Annotated in this window: 23 protein-coding genes and 1 other annotated feature; of the genes, 19 read left to right on the forward strand and 4 right to left on the reverse strand. The window is 32.7% G+C overall.

Going from position 1 to position 19,592, the window contains the following annotated elements; genetic code table 11:
- Positions 1-19: 19 nt before the first annotated feature.
- Together EPK97_RS06020 and EPK97_RS06025 are read right to left on the reverse strand one after the other, a co-directional pair.
- Positions 20-610 (reverse strand): type II CAAX endopeptidase family protein, encoded by a 591-nt coding sequence (locus EPK97_RS06020; RefSeq protein ID WP_162035701.1) that lies wholly within the window; start codon positions 608-610, stop codon positions 20-22.
- A gap of 49 nt (positions 611-659) precedes the next feature.
- Complete coding sequence (locus EPK97_RS06025) at positions 660-980, reverse strand: rhodanese-like domain-containing protein (RefSeq protein ID WP_162035702.1); 321 nt, start codon at positions 978-980, stop codon at positions 660-662.
- Between the two features lie 209 nt (positions 981-1,189).
- Positions 1,190-1,419, forward strand: a binding site (T-box leader).
- Between the two features lie 140 nt (positions 1,420-1,559).
- Here EPK97_RS06025 and serA point away from each other — a divergent pair.
- Positions 1,560-3,146: a phosphoglycerate dehydrogenase gene (gene serA, locus EPK97_RS06030; protein ID WP_162035703.1), complete on the forward strand. Its 1,587-nt coding sequence runs from the start codon at positions 1,560-1,562 to the stop codon at positions 3,144-3,146.
- A gap of 144 nt (positions 3,147-3,290) precedes the next feature.
- Here serA and EPK97_RS06035 read toward each other — a convergent pair whose 3' ends face one another.
- Positions 3,291-3,635: a hypothetical protein gene (locus tag EPK97_RS06035; protein ID WP_205690234.1), complete on the reverse strand. Its 345-nt coding sequence runs from the start codon at positions 3,633-3,635 to the stop codon at positions 3,291-3,293.
- A gap of 208 nt (positions 3,636-3,843) precedes the next feature.
- Entirely contained in the window at positions 3,844-4,725 is an 882-nt protein-coding gene (locus EPK97_RS06040) for a polysaccharide deacetylase family protein (protein WP_162035704.1), read from the reverse strand.
- A gap of 175 nt (positions 4,726-4,900) precedes the next feature.
- Between EPK97_RS06040 and EPK97_RS06045 the strand changes: the two genes are divergently transcribed.
- The 18 genes from EPK97_RS06045 to EPK97_RS06125 all read left to right on the forward strand — a co-directional run bounded on the left by EPK97_RS06045 (position 4,901) and on the right by EPK97_RS06125 (position 19,590).
- Positions 4,901-5,215 (forward strand): YtxH domain-containing protein, encoded by a 315-nt coding sequence (locus EPK97_RS06045; protein ID WP_162035705.1) that lies wholly within the window; start codon positions 4,901-4,903, stop codon positions 5,213-5,215.
- Between the two features lie 427 nt (positions 5,216-5,642).
- Positions 5,643-6,242: a genetic competence negative regulator gene (locus EPK97_RS06050; protein ID WP_162035706.1), complete on the forward strand. Its 600-nt coding sequence runs from the start codon at positions 5,643-5,645 to the stop codon at positions 6,240-6,242.
- A gap of 150 nt (positions 6,243-6,392) precedes the next feature.
- The gene (locus EPK97_RS06055) at positions 6,393-7,643 is read left to right on the forward strand and encodes a Glu/Leu/Phe/Val family dehydrogenase (RefSeq protein ID WP_240903707.1); all 1,251 of its coding nucleotides are present in this window, start codon (positions 6,393-6,395) and stop codon (positions 7,641-7,643) included.
- Entirely contained in the window at positions 7,643-8,329 is a 687-nt protein-coding gene (gene prsW, locus EPK97_RS06060; protein WP_162035707.1) for a glutamic-type intramembrane protease PrsW, read from the forward strand. The genes EPK97_RS06055 and prsW overlap by 1 nt, the downstream gene beginning before the upstream one ends.
- Before the next feature lie 51 nt (positions 8,330-8,380).
- Positions 8,381-8,542, forward strand: coding sequence for a hypothetical protein (locus EPK97_RS21355; RefSeq protein ID WP_170295472.1), 162 nt, complete (start codon positions 8,381-8,383; stop codon positions 8,540-8,542).
- A 64-nt stretch (positions 8,543-8,606) separates the two neighbouring features.
- Positions 8,607-9,935 (forward strand): germination protein YpeB, encoded by a 1,329-nt coding sequence (gene ypeB, locus EPK97_RS06065; protein ID WP_162035708.1) that lies wholly within the window; start codon positions 8,607-8,609, stop codon positions 9,933-9,935.
- 178 nt (positions 9,936-10,113) lie between these two features.
- Positions 10,114-10,764, forward strand: coding sequence for a flagellar brake protein (locus EPK97_RS06070; protein WP_162035709.1), 651 nt, complete (start codon positions 10,114-10,116; stop codon positions 10,762-10,764).
- A 424-nt stretch (positions 10,765-11,188) separates the two neighbouring features.
- Positions 11,189-11,905 (forward strand): (d)CMP kinase, encoded by a 717-nt coding sequence (cmk, locus tag EPK97_RS06075; protein ID WP_240903708.1) that lies wholly within the window; start codon positions 11,189-11,191, stop codon positions 11,903-11,905.
- Entirely contained in the window at positions 11,886-12,467 is a 582-nt protein-coding gene (locus EPK97_RS06080) for a lysophospholipid acyltransferase family protein (protein ID WP_162035711.1), read from the forward strand. Before cmk ends, EPK97_RS06080 begins: the two co-directional genes overlap by 20 nt.
- 179 nt (positions 12,468-12,646) lie before the next feature.
- Entirely contained in the window at positions 12,647-13,864 is a 1,218-nt protein-coding gene (gene rpsA, locus EPK97_RS06085; protein ID WP_162035712.1) for a 30S ribosomal protein S1, read from the forward strand.
- Positions 13,865-13,981: 117 nt separating this feature from the next.
- Positions 13,982-14,590 (forward strand): YphA family membrane protein, encoded by a 609-nt coding sequence (locus EPK97_RS06090; RefSeq protein WP_420826778.1) that lies wholly within the window; start codon positions 13,982-13,984, stop codon positions 14,588-14,590.
- Between the two features lie 90 nt (positions 14,591-14,680).
- On the forward strand, positions 14,681-16,000 hold the full coding sequence (der, locus tag EPK97_RS06095; protein WP_162035714.1) for a ribosome biogenesis GTPase Der: 1,320 nt from the start codon (positions 14,681-14,683) through the stop codon (positions 15,998-16,000).
- 15 nt (positions 16,001-16,015) lie between these two features.
- Complete coding sequence (gene plsY / locus EPK97_RS06100; RefSeq protein ID WP_338075659.1) at positions 16,016-16,609, forward strand: glycerol-3-phosphate 1-O-acyltransferase PlsY; 594 nt, start codon at positions 16,016-16,018, stop codon at positions 16,607-16,609.
- Between the two features lie 121 nt (positions 16,610-16,730).
- Positions 16,731-17,777, forward strand: a complete 1,047-nt coding sequence (locus EPK97_RS06105; RefSeq protein ID WP_162035715.1) for an NAD(P)H-dependent glycerol-3-phosphate dehydrogenase — start codon at positions 16,731-16,733, stop codon at positions 17,775-17,777.
- 60 nt (positions 17,778-17,837) lie between these two features.
- A complete protein-coding gene (locus EPK97_RS06110; protein WP_162035716.1) occupies positions 17,838-18,137 on the forward strand; it encodes a stage VI sporulation protein F in 300 nt (99 codons plus the stop codon).
- Between the two features lie 247 nt (positions 18,138-18,384).
- Entirely contained in the window at positions 18,385-18,564 is a 180-nt protein-coding gene (locus EPK97_RS06115; protein ID WP_162035717.1) for a DUF2768 family protein, read from the forward strand.
- 17 nt (positions 18,565-18,581) lie between these two features.
- Positions 18,582-18,950, forward strand: a complete 369-nt coding sequence (locus EPK97_RS06120) for a 2Fe-2S iron-sulfur cluster-binding protein (RefSeq protein ID WP_162035718.1) — start codon at positions 18,582-18,584, stop codon at positions 18,948-18,950.
- A gap of 43 nt (positions 18,951-18,993) precedes the next feature.
- Positions 18,994-19,590: a nucleotidyltransferase domain-containing protein gene (locus EPK97_RS06125; RefSeq protein ID WP_162035719.1), complete on the forward strand. Its 597-nt coding sequence runs from the start codon at positions 18,994-18,996 to the stop codon at positions 19,588-19,590.
- The last annotated feature ends 2 nt before the right edge of the window (positions 19,591-19,592 follow it).

Here is a 19,592-nt window from a genome sequence, read left to right on the forward strand (position 1 = left end):
TTATATTCTTTCTGAATGATTACTTTTTATACTTAATGATTGTCCCCATAATAAAATCGATCAGAAAGTGAGCAATAATAGGTACCCAAAGCGTTTCAGTTTGGATATAAATCCAACCTAATCCGTAACTAATACTAAAAACAAGACCCGTCATTAACCAATGCTGTAAATAACGAATGTGAATAGCAGCAAATAATATACTTGTCCAGTATGGTCCAAATACATGTTGGATTGCTCCTCTAAATAAAAGCTCTTCACAAATAGCTACAATCAGTGATATTAAGAATATGTGCCACAAAGGGCGATTTTTAAATATCCGTTCATTAATGCCACCGTCATCTGAAATTTCTTCTGGGACCCACCTAGATATAAGTAAATCAAAAACAAGAACTGCAATAGCAAATCCAATTCCCCAACCTAAAGCTTGAGCATAGGATTCAGGAAGTCGTAAGATTTCTATAACACTTCTTCCTTGGAAAAAAATAATGATGAGACCGATAAAAAGTGTAAGTAATTGAGTGAAATATAAATTATATAACAATAACTTATCGCTCATTTTAGCAACGTTAACGTTTTTAAACTGCAGTTTTATTTTTAATTTTTTTTTCATCCCATCCCGCCTTTTAGTATAGGTTTTTCTCATTTATTATCATTAATTATTAATCATATTGAAATCCTTGTAACAAAGAAACGGCAGAAATCCCACCATTGACATTTTTTACATTATCAAATCCATTTTGAATCAGATATTGGCAAACATGTTGACTTCTAATACCATGAGCACAAAGAACATATAACGTTTTGTCTTTTGGGAGCTCAGAACATTGTTCGGGGATCGTATTCATTGGATAAAGTAAACTATTTTCCAAATGATAGTAGTCCCATTCACACTTTTCTCTAACATCAATGATTATACCATCTAGAGATTTATTTTTTAAATGCTGATTAAAATCGTCAGCTGAAATTTCATATGAATTCATATTTATTCACTTCCCTAACCTAGATATTAATTTTAAATCCTAGTATTAAATAGATTTACATTATGAAGAATAACCAAAATTCAATATTTATTCAAGAAAAAAACATTGCAATTGTATAAGTAGTTGCTATAAAATAAAAGATAGTAAAGCTAAATGATTAATTAGTTGAATGTCTGGATCTTAATTGATACATTTATTAATTTCATATCATAAATACAATGAAGGAATTAAACATAGCTACATCTTAAGAGAGTCGTTGGTTGGTGCAAAACGACGATGAAACTATGTGGAGCACTCCTGAGTTATTATACTGAAACTGTTAAAGTAAGTATAATCGGCAAAAACACCGTTAACTATAAGGTCAATGACCATAAAGATTACTTATGTAAATAAGTAATGAAATAGGGTGGTACCACGAAAATAAACTCTCGTCCCTATCATACACGAAGTATGAGGATTGAAGGGTTTTTTTGTATTTGCAATGACTTTAATTCTGTATAACTTTACTGTGTAATTAAATCAATTAATTACACGTTTAGATAAATAAAAAAAGTAGCAAACTAAGGAGGAGTACCATACATGTTTAAAGTATTAGTATCAGATCCAATTAGTGATCTAGGAATTCAAAAACTTTTTGATGCAAGAGATGTGACAGTAGTTAAAGAAACAGGACTAAGCGAAGAAGAACTTATTAAAATCATATCAGATTTTGATGCACTATTAGTACGAAGTCAAACTAAGGTTACAAGAAGAATTATGGAAGCCGCTTCTAAACTAAAGGTGATTGGTAGAGCAGGTGTTGGTGTAGACAATATTGATTTGGATGCTGCTACACAAAGAGGGGTTATCGTTATTAATGCTCCAGATGGTAATACAATATCCACTTGTGAACATACCTTTGCAATGATGATGGCTGTAGCTCGAAATATTCCCCAAGGTTATAAAAAAACTATTTCAGGGGAATGGGATCGAAAGTCATTTGTAGGGGTAGAGCTTAACAACAAAGTTTTAGGCATTATTGGCATGGGTAGAATTGGAACAGAAGTAGCCGAACGTGCAAAAGCCTTTAACATGACGATCATTGGATTCGATCCATTCCTAACAGAAGATCGTGCAGAGAAACTTGGGATTGAAAAAGGCAGTGTGAATGATATTGCACAAAAAGCAGACTTTATCACAGTGCACACACCATTAACGAATGAAACACGTCATATGATAGCAAGACCACAGTTTGAACTAATGAAAAAAGGAGTTCGAATTATCAACTGTGCACGAGGTGGAATCATAGATGAGAATGCCTTAGTTGAGGCAATTGATCAAGGAATTGTTTTTGGAGCAGCGTTTGATGTGTTTGAGGCTGAGCCACCCCAAAAGGATCACCCATTTTTGAATCATGACAAGGTTATTGTTACTCCACATTTAGGAGCTTCTACGCAAGAAGCGCAAGAAAATGTTGCTATTGATGTTTCTGAAGAAGTACTTAATATCCTTACAGATAAACCATTTAAAAATGCAGTAAATATGCCTCATGTCCCATCAAGTGTACTAAGAAAGCTTCAGCCCTATTTTGAATTAGGTGAAAAATTAGGTAGTTTCTTAACTCAAATCACGAAAGATACTATTGAAGAAATTCATATTAATTTCTCTGGTGAACTAGCAGATGTAGATACTGCTCCTTTATCTCGCAATATTATAAAAGGTGTGTTGGCACATTATCTAGATTCTGAGGTAAACGTAGTAAATTCAATGCATCTTGCTGAGGCAAAAGGTGTTAAAATTGTTCGTCAAAGATCTTCAAGTACAAAAGGGTTCACTAACCTCATCACATTAACTTTAAAAACGAACAATGGAGAAAAAACAATTGCTGGAACATTACTAAATGGATATGGAGCTAGAATTGTTCAGATTGATCAATACCCTGTTGATATATCTCCTGATGGTATTTTCATTTACATTTCCCACAAAGATAAACCTGGTGCAATTGGAAAAATTGGTACTTTATTAGGAGAAAATGAAGTTAACATTGCAACGATGCAGGTTGGAAGAAAAATAGTTGGTGGTGATGCTGTGATGATCCTTGCAGTAGATAAGCAGCCATCAAAAACTGTGAAGAAACTATTAACAGATACTTCTGAAATTGTTTCTGCAAAAGAAATCATCCTGTAGGTGGTACCCACAAAAGTGAGGTGAAGCTTTGTAGACTACACCTATTACTTTTGCGGGGCCCAGAGCAAAAACATCACCCCAAAAAGTGAAGAAACAAAAAAGCTCTATTCCATTAAGGAATATGAGCTTTTTTGTCTGGAGTGGTTATTGCATATTGTTCTGTTGATTTTGATTAGTTTGTTGAGCTTGTTGCATGTTGTTTTGTTGAGCTTGATTAGTTTGTTGAGCTTGTTGAACTTGCTGTTGAGCTTGTTGTAACTGCTGCTGAGCTTGCTGAATTTGTTGTTGGTGTTGAGCGTTGGCAGCTGCATTCTGCTGAGCTTGTTGTAACTGTTGTTGAGCTTGTTGAACTTGTTGCTGAGCTTGCTGAATTTGTTGTGGTGTAGCATTCATTTGAGATGCTTGCTGTGCAGCTTGTTGAGCTTGCATAGCAGCTTGTTGAGCTTGCTGTGCAGCTTGTTGTTGGTTTTGTTGGTTTTGTTGTGCCATAATGTATAACGTCCTCCGATGTGTTATATTCATGAACTAACTTGAGCTCATCAATTATTAAATTTAGCCAAATTAAACTAAATTATTCATAATGTTTCACGATTAACAATATTTTTGTATGAAAATCTACATTAATTGATAAGTATCCACATAAATAGAAAGTGTTGAGGTCAACAAAACCGTTATTATGTTGTCAGTTTAAGTCATTTTATTCAGGCACATAATTTACATCGATCGCTCTTGGATCAACAAATCCATATCCTTCTGCTTCAATTTTAGTTAATAATTCATCCAAAGCTTCTACTGTCCAAGGTAGTTCATGCATAAGAATATTGCTGCCTGCTCTTAATTGTTCCATCACTCTTTGAATGACCCCCTCAGGATACTGGTATTGTTTAACCCAATCTTCTGAACCATTGGACCAAGTCATGTATAACATGCCTTCATCTTTTACTTTTGTAGTTAAATGAATATTTCCTGCGCCTTGACCATGTGGAGGACGGAAAAATAAGGGTCTCTCCCCTGTTAATTCTTCGACAATGTTTTGTACATCCCCTACTTGTTGATTTATAGTTTCGCTTGTCTCATTTTTTAAACTAATATGATCCCAAGAATGATTACCAATGATTTGGTCTCTGTTATGTATGAGCTGCAATAATTCTGGGTTTTGCTCTATTCTGAATCCATTTACAAAAAATATCGCTTTAGCATCGTGTTTATCTAAAATATCTAACATCTTAGTTAACATCTCTTCTTCTTTTGGACCATCATCAAAAGTTAAAAGTACTACGTTTTTATTAATGTTTTCATTCTTAGGTTTAATGTCATATATGCCGTTCATGTAGTAGTCTAATTCAATTGGTAATTCACTAATCGGTTCATCCTCTTCAATGACTTTATTTACTTCTTCTGAGTCCATTTCATCAGGTTGATTTTCACTAGAATTTTCACCACTTGTTACATTTTCATCTTCGATTTGAATGGTATTGGCGGGAGGGGCTTCAGTTGAATTTTTTATTGGTTTTTGCCCACATGCTGTAAATGTCAAACTTAACGAGATGAGGGAGATGAGTGCAAATTTTAATTTCATTTTTTTGTATCCTCCTGTTGTATTATTTCATTTTATCTTTATTTTACCATGTGAATTATAAAATGTAATTGATTTTTTGCCATCCATAAATTACTTTTTATTTCTTGAATGTTTAAGCAATAAATTGAAAAAAATAAATTTGAAAAGCAAGTAATGAAAAGGAGGAGTGATGGAATTGAGAGGGTTTTTGATGGGTGGACTTTTCGGAGCTGCATTAGCACTTTACTTAAATAAAAGCAACAATAGAGAAATGTTAATGACAAACATGGATAAAATGGCAAATTCTTTGGGTGATATGTTTGATACAGCTACAGATAAAATGAAGGAAATGACTTTTAATCAAATGACTAAAAACATGGATGAAAACATCAAGGGTTTTGATAATGAGCAAGGATTAGAACAAATACAGGATATAATCAATGAAGATCCAAAGGTAAAAGCAGAATCAGACAAAATCTTAAAGGATAGTGAAGGTTCTATAACACAGTAAATAATCTTCCAATAGGAAAGTATAAATATTTATCATACTTTCTTCCTCAAAAAAAGCAACATTTTACCCCAAAAAGTAAAAAGGCTAGTAACTGTTACATCATTACTTTTTGGGGCTCTTATACTAAGAAGAATCTTTAGCTTTACTGAAAACCTCCAATAAAAGATTTTGTTATAATTATACATATTTATAAAAAATCATTTTCAATTTTTGAAATTTGAAAATGATTTTTTTTGTTTATTAGGTCATTTATATTAGTGCAATATATTGGTTTTAATGTTAACATAAGTAGTAAGATTATGATAAAAAATATTGTAATTTGGTCAAGCTTTATTTCACAGATATATACGTTCTAACATATTTTATAAAATGAGACTTTCATGCTGCAATATGTGGAATTAACTTAAATAGAAGGGAGCTCCTAATCATGAAGATGGAACGTTTAAGTACAGACAAAATTCGTATATTTTTAACTTTTGAAGACTTAACTGAACGTGGTATTCAAAAAGAAGATATGTGGAGGGAGATCCCAAAAGTCCGTGAGCTTTTTAATGACATGATGGAGCAAGCCTATTCTGAATTGGGATTCGAAGCATCTGGACCATTAGCCGTTGAGGTAATCACCCACCCTGCACAAGGAATGGTAGTCATAGTTACTAAAGGTACTTTAGATCAAGAAGGTGAATTTCCAGAATATGAAGAAGAAGAATTATTATATGAAATGGAAGTTACTTTGGAAGAATCTCACTTGATCTCGTATACATTCCAAGACTTTGAGCATGTTATAACCGTATCCAAATTATTGAAGAAATTTTTATCTGAAGAGGAAGGTATACTATATTCTTATGAAGATCAATGGATTTTACAAATAGATTCTGAAAAATTTGATGACGATTTGTTTCACACTCTTATCGCTTTATTATCAGAGTATGGTGAGACCACCTCGCTTACTCAGTCTATTTTAGAAGAATATGGTAAAGTCATTATACCTGAATATGCAATAAAAGTTATTGATGAGCACTTTTAAAATTGTTACTATAGAATATGATTGAGAGCATCTACAAAACTAATTTTGGTTTTTGTATGGTGCTTTTTCATGGATTAGAATATTTCTCTTTTCTAAATTGGCTAGGAGCCGCGGAGTTATAACAAAACCAGTAAAAGAAGGTGGATTGTTTTGAATCTCAAAGATACAGATAATATACTTTACTCTACACAAACAGTCATTAAGGAAGCATTAACAAATTTAGGTTTTGGGGAAGATATGTTTGATTTATTAAAAGAACCTCTAAGATTATTAAAAGTGAGAATCCCAGTAATGATGGATAATGGTAAAGTACATGTGTTTACTGGTTTTAGAGCGCAGCACAATGATGCTGTTGGTCCTACAAAAGGAGGAGTTAGATTTCATCCAGATGTAACTGAAGATGAAGTAAAAGCACTATCTATTTGGATGACTTTGAAATGTGGTATAACAGACATCCCTTATGGGGGAGGAAAAGGCGGAATTATTTGCGATCCTCGTAAAATGTCATTCAAAGAACTGGAAAGATTAAGTAGAGGTTATGTTCGTGCGATTAGTCAGGTTGTTGGTCCTTCAAAAGACATTCCCGCACCTGATGTAATGACAAATTCACAAATCATGGCATGGATGCTGGATGAATATAGTAGAATAAGAGAATTTGATTCACCAGGATTCATTACAGGCAAGCCTCTTGTGCTAGGAGGTTCTCACGGCCGTGAAACAGCTACAGCCAAAGGTGTATCCATAATGATTAAAGAAGCTTTGAGGAAAAAAGATATAGCAATTCAGGATGCGAAAGTTATTATTCAAGGTTTTGGAAATGCTGGAAGTTATCTTGCCAAGTTTCTGCATGAAGCTGGAGCTAAGGTAGTAGGGATTTCTGATGTGCTAGGAGGTTTATATGATCCCAATGGACTAGATATTGAATTTCTAATTGATCGAAGAGATTCATTTGGTACAGTAACAAATTTATTTAAAAAAACGATCTCTAATCAAGAGCTACTTGAAATGGATTGTGATATTCTTGTACCTGCAGCAATAGAAAATCAAATTACAGTCCATAATGCAGAGAAAATTAAAGCAAGTATATTGGTAGAAGCAGCAAATGGACCTACCACTCTGGAAGCAACACAAATATTGACAGATAAAGGAGTTTTGCTAATTCCAGATGTTCTCGCAAGTGCAGGGGGTGTCATTGTATCTTATTTTGAGTGGGTACAAAATAACCAAGGATATTATTGGAGTGAAAAAGAAGTTCATGAGAAATTAGAGGATATTATGATAAGAGCTTTAAACAAAGTATATGAAACACATTCATCAAGAGGTGTTAATATGCGCTTAGCTGCTTATATGATGGGAGTTCGTAAGGTGGCAGAAGCCGTTAAATACAGAGGCTGGATTTAATGCAAATCTTAACTATATTATGTATTGCAATTGCTCCAAGTTTAACATTGTTAACTTATTTTTATTTAAAAGAAAATTATTCTTCAGAACCAATACTGACGGTTATGAAATTATTTTTATTTGGAGTACTTCTCGTATTTCCTACAATGGTTATTCAGCGTGGATTAGTGTTAGGCTTAGGAGAAAATGATTTATTATTTTCATTTATAATTTCAGGTGGAATTGAAGAGTTTTTGAAACTGTTTATTTTATATTATACGATATTCAATCATCATGTTTTTGATTCACCCTATGATGGGATAGTTTATGGCGTATCTATTTCATTAGGATTTGCGACTCTGGAAAATATAATCTATGCATTTTCCTATTCAGCTTCATTTTTTACATTGATGTTAAGAGGATTACTCCCAATTTCAGGACATGCAATATTTGGTGTAATCATGGGATTTTATATAAGTAAAGCCAAATTTCTTTCACAAAAGAAATATTTAATTTTAGCATTGGTTATTCCTGTTGCATGGCATGGGTTATTTGATTATATTATGCTTGCTTTTCAAACAAATTGGATAATGATTTTAGTTGTGTTTATGATCTTCTTATGGATTAAAGGGTTAAGAAAAGTCAAACAGGCAAATCATAATTCAACAGGGTTTAGTATTACTACTGATAAAAAGTTTGAAGTATAACCAACTTGGTTATGATAAAGCTTATAATCATTTGCAGGAGGATTTTCATCTATGTCGAATTACAGAGTGAAAGTTACAATCCGATGTCAATCTTGCGGTGAAAGATATATTCTTAAAGGCAGAAGAGCTAAAGGAAAAGTGGACACAGGTTTTAAAAAATGTTTATGTAATAACGATTCTAATTTTGAAGTTCAATATGAAAATCAATTATAGTGAATAAAGCCTCTTTCATTAACAAAAACTATGTTACAAATTGTTAATGAAAGGGGCTTTTATGATGTACAGGCGTTTAAGTGCAGTTGCGTTTCCTATTCTTATCATTGCTTTAGTAGGTGCTTCATTGTGGGGGTATCAAGAACATCAGGAAAAAAACTCAATTTTGATAAAGACAGAAAATCAATATCAACGTGCTTTTCATAATTTATCATTCGAATTAGATCAATTACATAACGAATTAGGGAATACTTTGGCTATAAATTCTTCATCCCGTAATTTCCACAGAAAATGTTTAGTAAATGTGTGGAGAATTACTAGTGAAGCTCAAAGTGATATTAATCAATTACCGCTTACATTATTGCCTTTTGATAAAACAGAGGAATTGTTGGCTAATTTAGCTAGTTTTTCATACTCAGCAGCAATAAGAGATTTATCTGACGACCCCTTATCAGAAAAAGAAATGAAAAACTTAAAATCATTATACGAGCGAACTGGTGAAATATCTAATGAACTAAGATCTATCCAATTCAATGTGTTGAATAATAACCTTCGCTGGATGGACGTGGAGGTTGCCATTGCTTCTGAACAAGAGCCTTTAGATAATGGCATCATAGATGGATTTAAAACAGTGGACAAAAAAGTCACGGAATATTCTGAAATTGATTGGGGACCTTCCAATACTCAAATGTTTCATAATAGAGATTATAATCAATTGAGTGGAAGTTCTATCTCTCCTGAAGAAGCTAAAGAAATTGCTGGAAATATATTGAATGTGAAACAATCAGAACAAATGAAAGTGACTGAAAACGGAAAAGGGACTGAATACCATACTTATAATATTCAGATTAATAATTCTGATGATAAATCTAATATAGAGATGGATATAACAGCAAAAGGTGGTCACGTCGTATGGTTTATGAACTCCCGCCCTGTGAAGGGAAAAAAGCTTGATGTTAATCAAGCAAAAGAAAAAGCATCAGAAGCTCTTGATCAAATGGATTTTAAAGGAATGAAGGCGGTGAGTTTTGATCAATATGAAAATGTTGCAAGTTTCGCATTTGTAACTAAAATAGATGATATTATTATTTACCCTCAGAAAATATCCATTAAAGTAGCTTTAGACAATGGTGAAGTGGTGGGAATACAGACTACAGACTATATTTTTGCAAATCATGAACGTAGTATAGAACCCGCTAAGCTAACTTTAGAAGAAGCAAAAAAAACTTTGAATCAAAACTTTAAGGTTGAAAGTACGGATAAAGCTTTAATCTTAAATGACATAAATGAAGAAATTTTATGTTATGAATTTTTAGGAGAGATCAACAGTCAGCTTTATAGGATTTATATCAATGCAAGTACAGGAATGGAAGAAAAAATCGAACAAGTGTAAAGTACCCACAAAAGTGAAGTTAACTGAATATACTCATAATACAAAATAGTTCCACTAAATCCATTTTGGAAATCATAATTTCCATAAGGTTTTAGTGGACTTTATTTTTTTCTACAAAATTTGAGCTCTTCTGATATAATTTGATATATCCATTTAGATTTATTTTGAGGTGAGAAACTTGAAATTGAAAATTGGCCAAATCCTATTTTTAGAAATTGAGCCTATTGATGAACAGGATAAAAATGATTTATCTTTTTATAAAACTAGAATTTCTGATATTCAGAATGATTCTATTTCTATAGAAATACCAACAAATGAAAATGGGGAGTATCAACATTTATACAGTGGAGATGAATTATTTGTACGTTTTAATTCTGAGGATGATGTAAAATATGCTTTTTCTTCTTTTGTAATCGGAACCAAAAAGGAAGTAATTGAGGAAATTATGCTTAAAAAACCAACTCTCCATGAAATCATTCATATTGATGATCGAAATTATTTACGAGTTCCTGCTGAATTGGAAATTGCAATACAACTTTCTAGTCAATTACGTTTTCTTGCTAAAACAATTGACATCAGTGGTGGTGGACTAGCGTTCGTTTGTGAAGAAAAAATTAAGATTCAAAATTCTATAAGCTGTTGGTTGCTTATAAAGGATAAAAATGAATTTATTCAACACATCCCCTTTGAAGGGAAGATAATTAGAACAAAGAAAATAGATTCTGAGAGAACAAAAGTTATGGTTTATTATCATAAAATTGATGAGGAGGATCGAAGAGCGATCATTCGTTATTGTTTTGATCGACAATTTGAATTACGGAAAAAATAAATTGATTTCAAATGAATGAGAATTTTTTTTTGAGGTAAAATATGGCTATCATATAAAATAGGTGTGAACCATGTCGATACAAAAAAATCATCCAAAATTTGAAGAACTTTATATAGTTTTTTCTAACATGATGGAAAAATTATTATTAAAAATATTTATATTTTTATTTGTGATTCTCATTATTATCCAATTTTTTTCTCAATTTGATTCTGTTCGTTCTAACCTTATAAAAGTTGAAAATTTAGAAGGTATTCCTTATCAAATATCAAAATGAAAACGACTATAATAGCAATTGATTTTTGCAAAAATCTTTAATATGTGTTACAATTCAAGCATCAGAGCAGGCATTGCCTGCTTTTTTGCTGAAATTAGAATGGGATTATACATTTACATAATCGTTTTCGACATAAAGGAGGTGACTCCATTGATCCAGCAGCGCCATAAAATTAATGTCGCTATTGATGGTCCTGCGGGGGCTGGAAAAAGTACAATTGCACGCTTAGTGTCTAATGAATTTGGATATGTTTATATCGATACAGGTGCAATGTATAGAGCTGTAACCTTAAAGGCGATGGAAAATCAAATCCCTCCAAATCATGAAGGTAAAATCGTTGAATTAACCAAACAGTTGGATATTGAGTTGATTCCTAAAAAAAGCGGTCAAAAGGTGATTGTAAATGGAATTGATTTAACGGAATCAATCCGGTCTAATGAAATAAATCAACAAGTATCTAAATTCGCAGGGATCAGCAAATTAAGAGAAATACTTGTTGAAAAACAACAACAACTGGCTTCATCAAAAGGTGTGGTTATGGACGGGAGAGATATAGCTACCCATGTGCTTCCAAACGCAGAAGTGAAGATTTTTTTAACAGCAAGTGTCGAGGAAAGGGCTTCAAGGAGATATGACGAAATGTTAGAGAAAACACCTGCGTTAACAATCACTTTGGAACAGCTGAAAAATGAAATTTCATTACGAGATCAGATGGATTTAGAAAGAACAGCTTCACCATTAAAAATGGCTGAGGATGCGATTAAAATCGATAGTACAAACATGACCATTTTAGAGGTTGTGCAAACCATTAAAGAATTATGCATTAAAAAAATGGGTGGGGATAATCATGTTATACAAAACGGTTAGAATGTTATTAAGATTTTTGTATGTTCTAATATATCGATTAAAAGTAGTAGGTAAAACTAATATCCCTGAACATGGAGGTGTCATGCTTTGTTCCAACCATGTAAACTTATTAGACCCTACCATCGTAGGAATCCCTCTAGATAGAGAAGTACACTTTATGGCAAAGGAAGAGTTGTTTAAAATTCCTGTGTTAGGAAAATTAATTGTTAAATTGGGGGCTTTTCCAGTAAAACGGGGTGGCGTGAGTAAAGATTCCATAAGAAACACAATTAAAATTTTAAATGAAGGAAAAGTTTTTGGGATTTTTCCTGAAGGCACTAGAAGGAAATCATTAGGTGTGGGAAAAAAGGGAGCAGCGAGTTTTGCACTTCGTTCCGATGCAACAGTCATACCAGTTGCAATTATTGGAAATTATACCCCTTTTCGAAAAATGAAAGTCATTTACGGAAAACCAGTTGATTTAACTGAATTCAAGGAAGATTCATCAGGTGATCGCTTAGAAAAAGCCACTGATAAAATTATGTCAAATATTGATGAAATATTAAAAAGTAATTCTAAATAATTTAACTATTTAATTTTTTTTGAATAAATGTAAAGTTGAATATGGAACAATATCTACAAATGATTTATATTTATGTAGAGTTAATGATTTGAATCTGTATTATACAGATATTAATTAATAAAATATACAGTGAAGGATCTGATTTTTAAAGATCAGATAAGCACTAGGAGGTTATTTAAATGACAGAAGAAACAAAAGTAGCACAAGAGCAAGAAGTTACAGAAACAGTTACACAAGAGGAAATGACAAATGTAAATGTCATTCAACAAGGAGATATTGTTAAAGGGAAAGTTGTTAAGGTTGAAGATAATCAAGTCATAGTAGATATTGGTTATAAATATGATGGTATTGTTCCGGTTCGTGAACTTTCTTCCGTTCATTTAGAAAATGCAGCTGAAGGTGCAGAAGTGGATCAAGAAATTGAATGTAAGGTTATAAGTATAAATGATGAAAAAGAAAAATTAATTTTGTCTAAAAAAGCAATTGCTAGTGAAAAAGCATGGGGTGAGCTTCAATCTTTATTTGAAAGTCAACAGGTTTTTGAAGCAAACGTTGCGGATGTTGTAAAAGGTGGTTTAGTTGTTGATTTAGGAGTTCGTGCTTTTGTACCAGCATCTATGGTAGAGAGACATTTTGTTGAAGACTTTTCAGATTACAAAGGCCGTACTTTAAGAGTAAAGGTAAAGGAATTAGATCAAGAAAATAATAAAGTCATTCTTTCTCAACGTGATGTTTTAGATGAAGAGTTTGAAATTAAGAAAAAAGAAGTGCTTTCACAAATAGAAGTTGGACAAGAAATAGAAGGAACGGTTCAACGTCTTACTCCATTTGGTGCTTTCATTGATCTTGGTGGCGTTGATGGTTTAGTACACATTTCAGAATTATCATGGTCACATGTTGAACAACCATCTGATGTAGTCAATGAAGGTGATAAAGTGAATGTAAAAGTTCTGAAAATTGATGCAGAGAAAGAAAAAATCAGCTTAAGTCTTAAGGCAGTCCAACCAGGTCCTTGGGAAAGCGTAGAAGAGAAATTTAACACAGGAGATGTCGTTAAAGGTGAAGTAAAGCGTATTGCTCAATTTGGAGCTTTTGTAGAGATTTTACCAAGTGTAGAAGGATTGGTGCATATCTCCCAAATTTCTCATAATCATATTGGATCGCCACATGAAGTTCTTAAAGAAGGACAAGAGGTTGATGTGAAAATTTTAGAAATCAACCCAGCAGAGAAAAGAATTTCTTTAAGTATTAAGGAAACAATCGAAGCGCCAGAAACACCAGATAAACCACAAAAAAGCAGAAGAGAAGAAAAGAACTTTGAAAAGTATGTGGAAAATAAGGGATTGAATTTAACCCTAGGTGAACGTTTTGGAGATAAGTTAAGCAAATTGAAATAATCTTAATTTCATTCTTATATCAATCGGCGGTCTCAGAGCGAGTTCGCCGATTTTTTCCTTTCATTGAGTAAAAAACAACATTTTTTCAAACTATAAGAGTAGAAAGTGGTGAAAAATATGAACCCTGGATACTTATCATTTTTGCTCTTATCCATAATATTTATTTTGTTGTTTTTTGGTTGGAAGAATCAAATTATTCAAGATGTTTCAAGAAGATCAATCTTATTTTTTTTACTATTATGGATGTTTTTTTTGTTTATAGATATACCATTTGCTGATGGTTATGCTATAAACTTAAGTTATTTATTCATGGTTTTAACCTCATTGTATATCTGTGTTACAAATAGGTTTCAAATTGTTACCGTGAATTTCTTTTTATATTTGATTTTATTTAGTATTTTATATGTATTGCTTCAAGTGCTGTATTTCATAGACCCTATGTTTATTATTTATCATCCAAGAGTGGATATAGCTGTAGTATTGGCTTTGTTGATTGCCTGTTTAATTAAAAATTCATTAGAACAATTTACAGTGATAACACTTGGAATGATCTTTGGAGATCTTACTTTATCCTTTATTATATTTCACCAGTTCCCCTTACAATTAGGAACTTTTGAATTGTATGATATATGGTTATTAACTTTTATCACCTGTAGATTTATCTCTGAAGTGGTTAATAGGGGGTATCAAGGGTTGAAACAATATTTTGTGAAAATAAAAAATTAAGTTGTTGCTGTGCCTAGATATTCTTATGGTCTTTAAAAATTAAGTTTGATATGATAATATTCATGAGGAATTAGATTAGGAGTGAACGTTTTGGCTAAACCAATTGTAGCGATAGTAGGCAGACCAAATGTTGGTAAGTCAACTATATTTAATCGCATTGTGGGTGAAAGAGTCGCCATAGTTGAAGATAAACCTGGTATTACAAGAGATCGAATTTTTGCTAATGGTGAATGGTTAGATAAACAATTCAGTATTATTGATACTGGTGGAATTGAAATCAGTGAAGATGAAATCACGCAATCCATCAAAGCTCAAGCAGAACTGGCTATCGAAGAGGCGGATGTTATTATTTTTATGGTAGATGTGAAATCCGGAATCACGCCTTCTGATTCAGAAGTAGCAAACATGTTATTTCGATCTAAGAAACCTATTGTTTTAGCAGTAAATAAGGTAGATAATTTAGAACGTGAAAATGAGATTTATGAATTTTATTCGCTTGGTTTTGGAGATCCTTTCCCGATTTCTGGTTCTCACGGATTAGGGATAGGTGATTTATTAGATAAAGTAGTTGATTCCTTTCCAGAACAAGATGAGAACGAATATGATGAGGATGTTATTAAAGTTTCTTTAATTGGCAGACCTAATGTGGGTAAATCCTCAATGGTAAATGCAATTCTTGGAGAAAAAAGAGTGATTGTAAGCAATCAAGCTGGAACAACCCGTGATGCAATAGATACTCCATTTGAAAAAGATGGACAAAAGTATGTGTTTATAGACACGGCAGGGATGCGTAAAAGAGGAAAAGTTTATGAAACAACTGAAAAATACAGTGTGATGAGAGCAATGAGAGCAATTGAACGTTCTGATGTTGTATTAATTGTAATTAATGCAGAGGAAGGAATTATTGAACAAGACAAACATATTGCTGGATATGCAGATGAAGCTGGTAAAGCTGCTATTTTTCTAGTGAATAAATGGGATGCTGTTGAAAAATCAGACAAGACCCTGCAGGAATTCACAACTAAAATTCGAGAACAGTTCCAATTTATGAGTTACGCTCCGATTCTTTTTGTTTCAGCGATGACACATCAAAGATTACACAAATTAATGCCTTTAGTTGATTATGTAGCTGATCAGCATGCGTTAAGAATTCCTACGCACGCTTTAAATGATGTGGTTTCTGATGCTGTGGCAATGAATCAACCTCCTATAGATAAAGGGAAGAGATTAAGAATTAATTATGCTACACAGGTTTCTATCAAACCACCTAAATTTGTTTTGTTTGTGAATGATCCTGCTTTAATGCATTTTTCTTATAGAAGATATATAGAAAACAGGATTCGTGCTTCATTTAATTTCGAAGGTACTCCAATCCAAATATTTCTGCGTAGGAAATCACAAGATGATTAAGTAGGGGGTGAATGAGTGAGTTATATATTGCCCATATTAATTAGTTATTTATTGGGTTCAATTTCTTTTAGCACCATTGCTGCAAAATGGATTAAAGGGATTGATATTCGTAAACATGGTAGTGGAAATGCAGGGGCGACGAATACGTTAAGAGTTTTAGGACTTTGGCCTGCTATTGGTGTACTTGTTTTAGATATTTGCAAAGGTATTTTGGCCGTTTTGATTGGAAACTGGTTTGCACCTGACCAAATAATAATTCCAACTTTATGCGGATTGCTCGTTATTATAGGTCATAATTGGCCTTTGTTTTTTGGTTTTAAAGGTGGAAAAGGAATTGCTACAACCATTGGAGTTGCCATAACAATAGCACCTTTACCAACTATATTCGCGGGTCTTATAGCAATAGTGTTCTTAATATTAACTCGTTATGTTTCACTTGGTTCATTATTATTTACGTTATTATTGCCTTTATCTATATATATTTTTAGTGAATCAAATGAAGTTCTTTATTTAAGTATTTTTATTTGGATTTTTGCCTGGTTTCGACATAGGTCAAACATAGTTAGGCTTATACAAGGTCAAGAAGGAAAAGTGGGTCAAAAAGGGTAATTACACCCCAATAAGTGAGCTGCTAAATACATAAAGATATACATGAAAAATGTTTCATAAACACCGACTAAAATCGTTTTTTAATAAAAAGAGTTTCTTTTCAAGAGAGGTGGGGAGAACAATGTCAAATAAAAAAGTATCTGTTTTTGTAGCTGGAAGTTGGGGGACAACACTTGCCTCAGTTTTAGCTGATAATGGATTAGAGGTTATGATTTGGTCGCGAAATGAAAAACAAGTGGAGGAAATGAATAGTCAACACACGAATAGCAAGTATCTTCCTAATATTACTCTTTCTAATCAAATTAAAGCAACTACATCTATTGAGGAGGCGATGACTGGAACGACTGCAGTTGTCATTGTAGCACCATCTTCAGGCATGAGAGAAGTAACTTCTAAAATCAAACCATTTGTTCATGAAGACCATCTAATCGTTCATGCCACAAAAGGATTTGAAGCGAAATCTCTTAAACGCATGTCACAGGTGATCGCTGAAGAGCTTACAAATGTAGATGAGGAAAACATAACTGTATTATCAGGTCCAAGTCATGCTGAAGAGGTAATTAATAAATCTCCTACAACAGTTGTTATTTCATCCGTAAATTTGAATGCTGCAGAAAAGGTTCAAGATTTATTTATTAACTCCTATTTTAGAGTATATACAAATCCAGATATTATTGGTGTTGAAATAGGGGCAGCCTTAAAAAATATTATTGCTTTAGGCGGTGGAATGTCTGACGGTTTATCGTTCGGTGATAATGCAAAAGCAGCTTTAATTACTCGTGGTTTAGCTGAAATCGCGAGGTTAGGAGTTGCTATGGGAGCTAATCCATTAACTTTTATTGGATTAGCTGGCATTGGTGATCTAGTTGCTACCTGTACAAGTCAACATAGCAGAAATTGGCGTGCAGGGTATCTACTCGCTCAAGGAAATACACTAGATGAAACGTTGGAAAAAATGGGGATGGTAGTTGAAGGTATTAAAAATATGCAGGCTGCTTATGAGCTTTCTAAAATATATGACATTGCAATGCCAATTACCTTCGAAATGTACGAAGTATTATTTAATAATAAAGAGCCCAAATTTGCAGTAGAAGATTTAATGGGACGTGTTAAAACCCATGAAATGGAGGATATTGCTAAACCATCATCAAAAAAATGGGTGGAATAGCCTACACGAATTTCCCTTCTTATTCATAAGATGCATTAGCACAGAATAAGGAGGGTTAGTATGAGTAAAGGTAATAAAGGTAATAAGGATTTATCCAAAAATGTATTAGATGTAGTTAAGAAAAAAACAGGGAAAAAAGTATCTCACAAAGATATTGAAAAAATTGCTAGTGGAGTGAAACCTTCAACCTTACAGAGTGAAAAACAATTGCGTGAATTAATTCTAAATGTTTCAAAAATGGTAAACGTTCCTGTTGCCGAATCGACAATAAATGAAATTATAAAAGCGGTTAAAGGCAGCGGGTTTAATCCAGGTCAATTAGAACATATGATGCAAGGTATGATGAACAAAAAAAAATAATTTTTGAAAGCATAGGGTTTGGATATTGACCTTATGCTTTTTCATGTAAAGGAAAGTTTAACTTTTTCATTCTCATACTAGTTAAAACCTGTCAGTTCATGGAGGAACAGGTGCCGATTGCATCCAAAAAGGACGTTTTGATGCAATTGATGAATCAATATTTACATCTCTTTTTGGGGTGCATATTATGTGTTATAGTAGATGATGAAATAAAGATAAAGTGATAAGGGTTAGGAGTTAGATAATAATGGATTCAATGGATAAAATGTGGTTATCATTCTATGCAATTGGTTTTATGGTTTTGGCATCTGTTTTAATTACATTTGCACGTGCAAAAACGAAAGGAGTTATTCGATTTATTATTTCGTTTGTTGCTGTTTTTATTTTAATTTGTTCCTTCTTTTTAGGTTTGATTTCGATTATATAATTAAGGAGGACAAGCAGATGAAATTTAGAAGGTTACTCTCAAAAAAAGCGAAGTCCAACCCAAATTCAGAACAAAAAAACTTAGATGAACAAGTTATTAAGTTAAAAGGTAAATTTAAAGAAAAAAGTGTGAAACCTGAACTAAATATATCGCTGTTGGATCTCGCAGTAAAAAATAATATTGACTGGCAATTTGCCTGCACAAATGGAAATTGTGCAAGATGTCGTTGTTATGTTCAAGATGGAGCAGAATTGTTAAGTGATGTGAATTCAGCGGAAAATTCTAGATTGGATTTGCAGGAAATTAATGATGGCTATCGACTTGGGTGCCAAGCTATGATTGTTCGAATTGGACCCATTACAGCGGTGAATAAATCTTATTATTAACGTGTAGGGAACTATTGAAAATGAATGGAAAGGTGTGGCATCATTGGTTTTATCAAACTCATTATGTGATTGTATTTCGTATGTACACAATAAATTGAAAGGTTCAAATATTGATTGGTACGTAGGAGGCAGTTGTGGTCTTCTTTTACAAAATATTTCTTTAAAGGCAGAGCCAAAGGATTTAGATATCCAAATTGAAACAAAATTCTCTCCAACCATTCATTCTCTTTTGCAATCCTATGCTTTAGATAAACCGCATTATAGTGAATCAGAAATTTTCAAATCACTACTTAGTCATTATGAGATTGGCGGAATTGAAGTGGAATTAGTAGCAGATTTTAGTGTTCATTCATTAATGTCTGAATATATAGTTGATATGAGCTTTTTAAAAAAATATAGTAATACTGTGAATTTAAATGGATTACAGATAAAGGTTATGCCTTTAGCACATGAGTTTGTATTTAATGTACTACGTAATAGACCAGATCGATTTTTAGCTGCTGCTGAAAAAATGATCTCAAATCGAACATTGTATTTTCCAGCCTTGTATGAAATATTAAAAAGAAATCAATTTGATGATATACATGTACAAAAAATGAGTGAATTATTATGTGAATCTTTGTGTGAAAGGGAACTGTGAAC

It is taken from the genome of Chengkuizengella sediminis, from assembly GCF_010078385.1.
Classification (GTDB): domain Bacteria; phylum Bacillota; class Bacilli; order Paenibacillales; family KCTC-33759; genus Chengkuizengella; species Chengkuizengella sediminis.

What these genes read in the sequence shown, in the direction of transcription:
- EPK97_RS06025 (WP_162035702.1), bottom strand. Translation starts at nt 980, where the DNA reads ATGAATTCATATGAAATTTCAGCTGACGATTTTAATCAGCATTTAAAA.
- EPK97_RS06040 (WP_162035704.1), bottom strand. Translation starts at nt 4,725, where the DNA reads ATGAAATTAAAATTTGCACTCATCTCCCTCATCTCGTTAAGTTTGACA.
- rpsA (WP_162035712.1), top strand. Translation starts at nt 12,647, where the DNA reads ATGACAGAAGAAACAAAAGTAGCACAAGAGCAAGAAGTTACAGAAACA.
- EPK97_RS21355 (WP_170295472.1), top strand. Translation starts at nt 8,381, where the DNA reads ATGTCGAATTACAGAGTGAAAGTTACAATCCGATGTCAATCTTGCGGT.
- EPK97_RS06110 (WP_162035716.1), top strand. Translation starts at nt 17,838, where the DNA reads ATGAGTAAAGGTAATAAAGGTAATAAGGATTTATCCAAAAATGTATTA.
- ypeB (WP_162035708.1), top strand. Translation starts at nt 8,607, where the DNA reads ATGTACAGGCGTTTAAGTGCAGTTGCGTTTCCTATTCTTATCATTGCT.
- EPK97_RS06020 (WP_162035701.1), bottom strand. Translation starts at nt 610, where the DNA reads ATGAAAAAAAAATTAAAAATAAAACTGCAGTTTAAAAACGTTAACGTT.
- prsW (WP_162035707.1), top strand. Translation starts at nt 7,643, where the DNA reads ATGCAAATCTTAACTATATTATGTATTGCAATTGCTCCAAGTTTAACA.
- serA (WP_162035703.1), top strand. Translation starts at nt 1,560, where the DNA reads ATGTTTAAAGTATTAGTATCAGATCCAATTAGTGATCTAGGAATTCAA.
- EPK97_RS06090 (WP_420826778.1), top strand. Translation starts at nt 13,982, where the DNA reads ATGAACCCTGGATACTTATCATTTTTGCTCTTATCCATAATATTTATT.
- EPK97_RS06115 (WP_162035717.1), top strand. Translation starts at nt 18,385, where the DNA reads ATGGATTCAATGGATAAAATGTGGTTATCATTCTATGCAATTGGTTTT.
- EPK97_RS06105 (WP_162035715.1), top strand. Translation starts at nt 16,731, where the DNA reads ATGTCAAATAAAAAAGTATCTGTTTTTGTAGCTGGAAGTTGGGGGACA.
- EPK97_RS06035 (WP_205690234.1), bottom strand. Translation starts at nt 3,635, where the DNA reads ATGGCACAACAAAACCAACAAAACCAACAACAAGCTGCACAGCAAGCT.
- EPK97_RS06050 (WP_162035706.1), top strand. Translation starts at nt 5,643, where the DNA reads ATGAAGATGGAACGTTTAAGTACAGACAAAATTCGTATATTTTTAACT.
- EPK97_RS06080 (WP_162035711.1), top strand. Translation starts at nt 11,886, where the DNA reads ATGTTATACAAAACGGTTAGAATGTTATTAAGATTTTTGTATGTTCTA.
- EPK97_RS06120 (WP_162035718.1), top strand. Translation starts at nt 18,582, where the DNA reads ATGAAATTTAGAAGGTTACTCTCAAAAAAAGCGAAGTCCAACCCAAAT.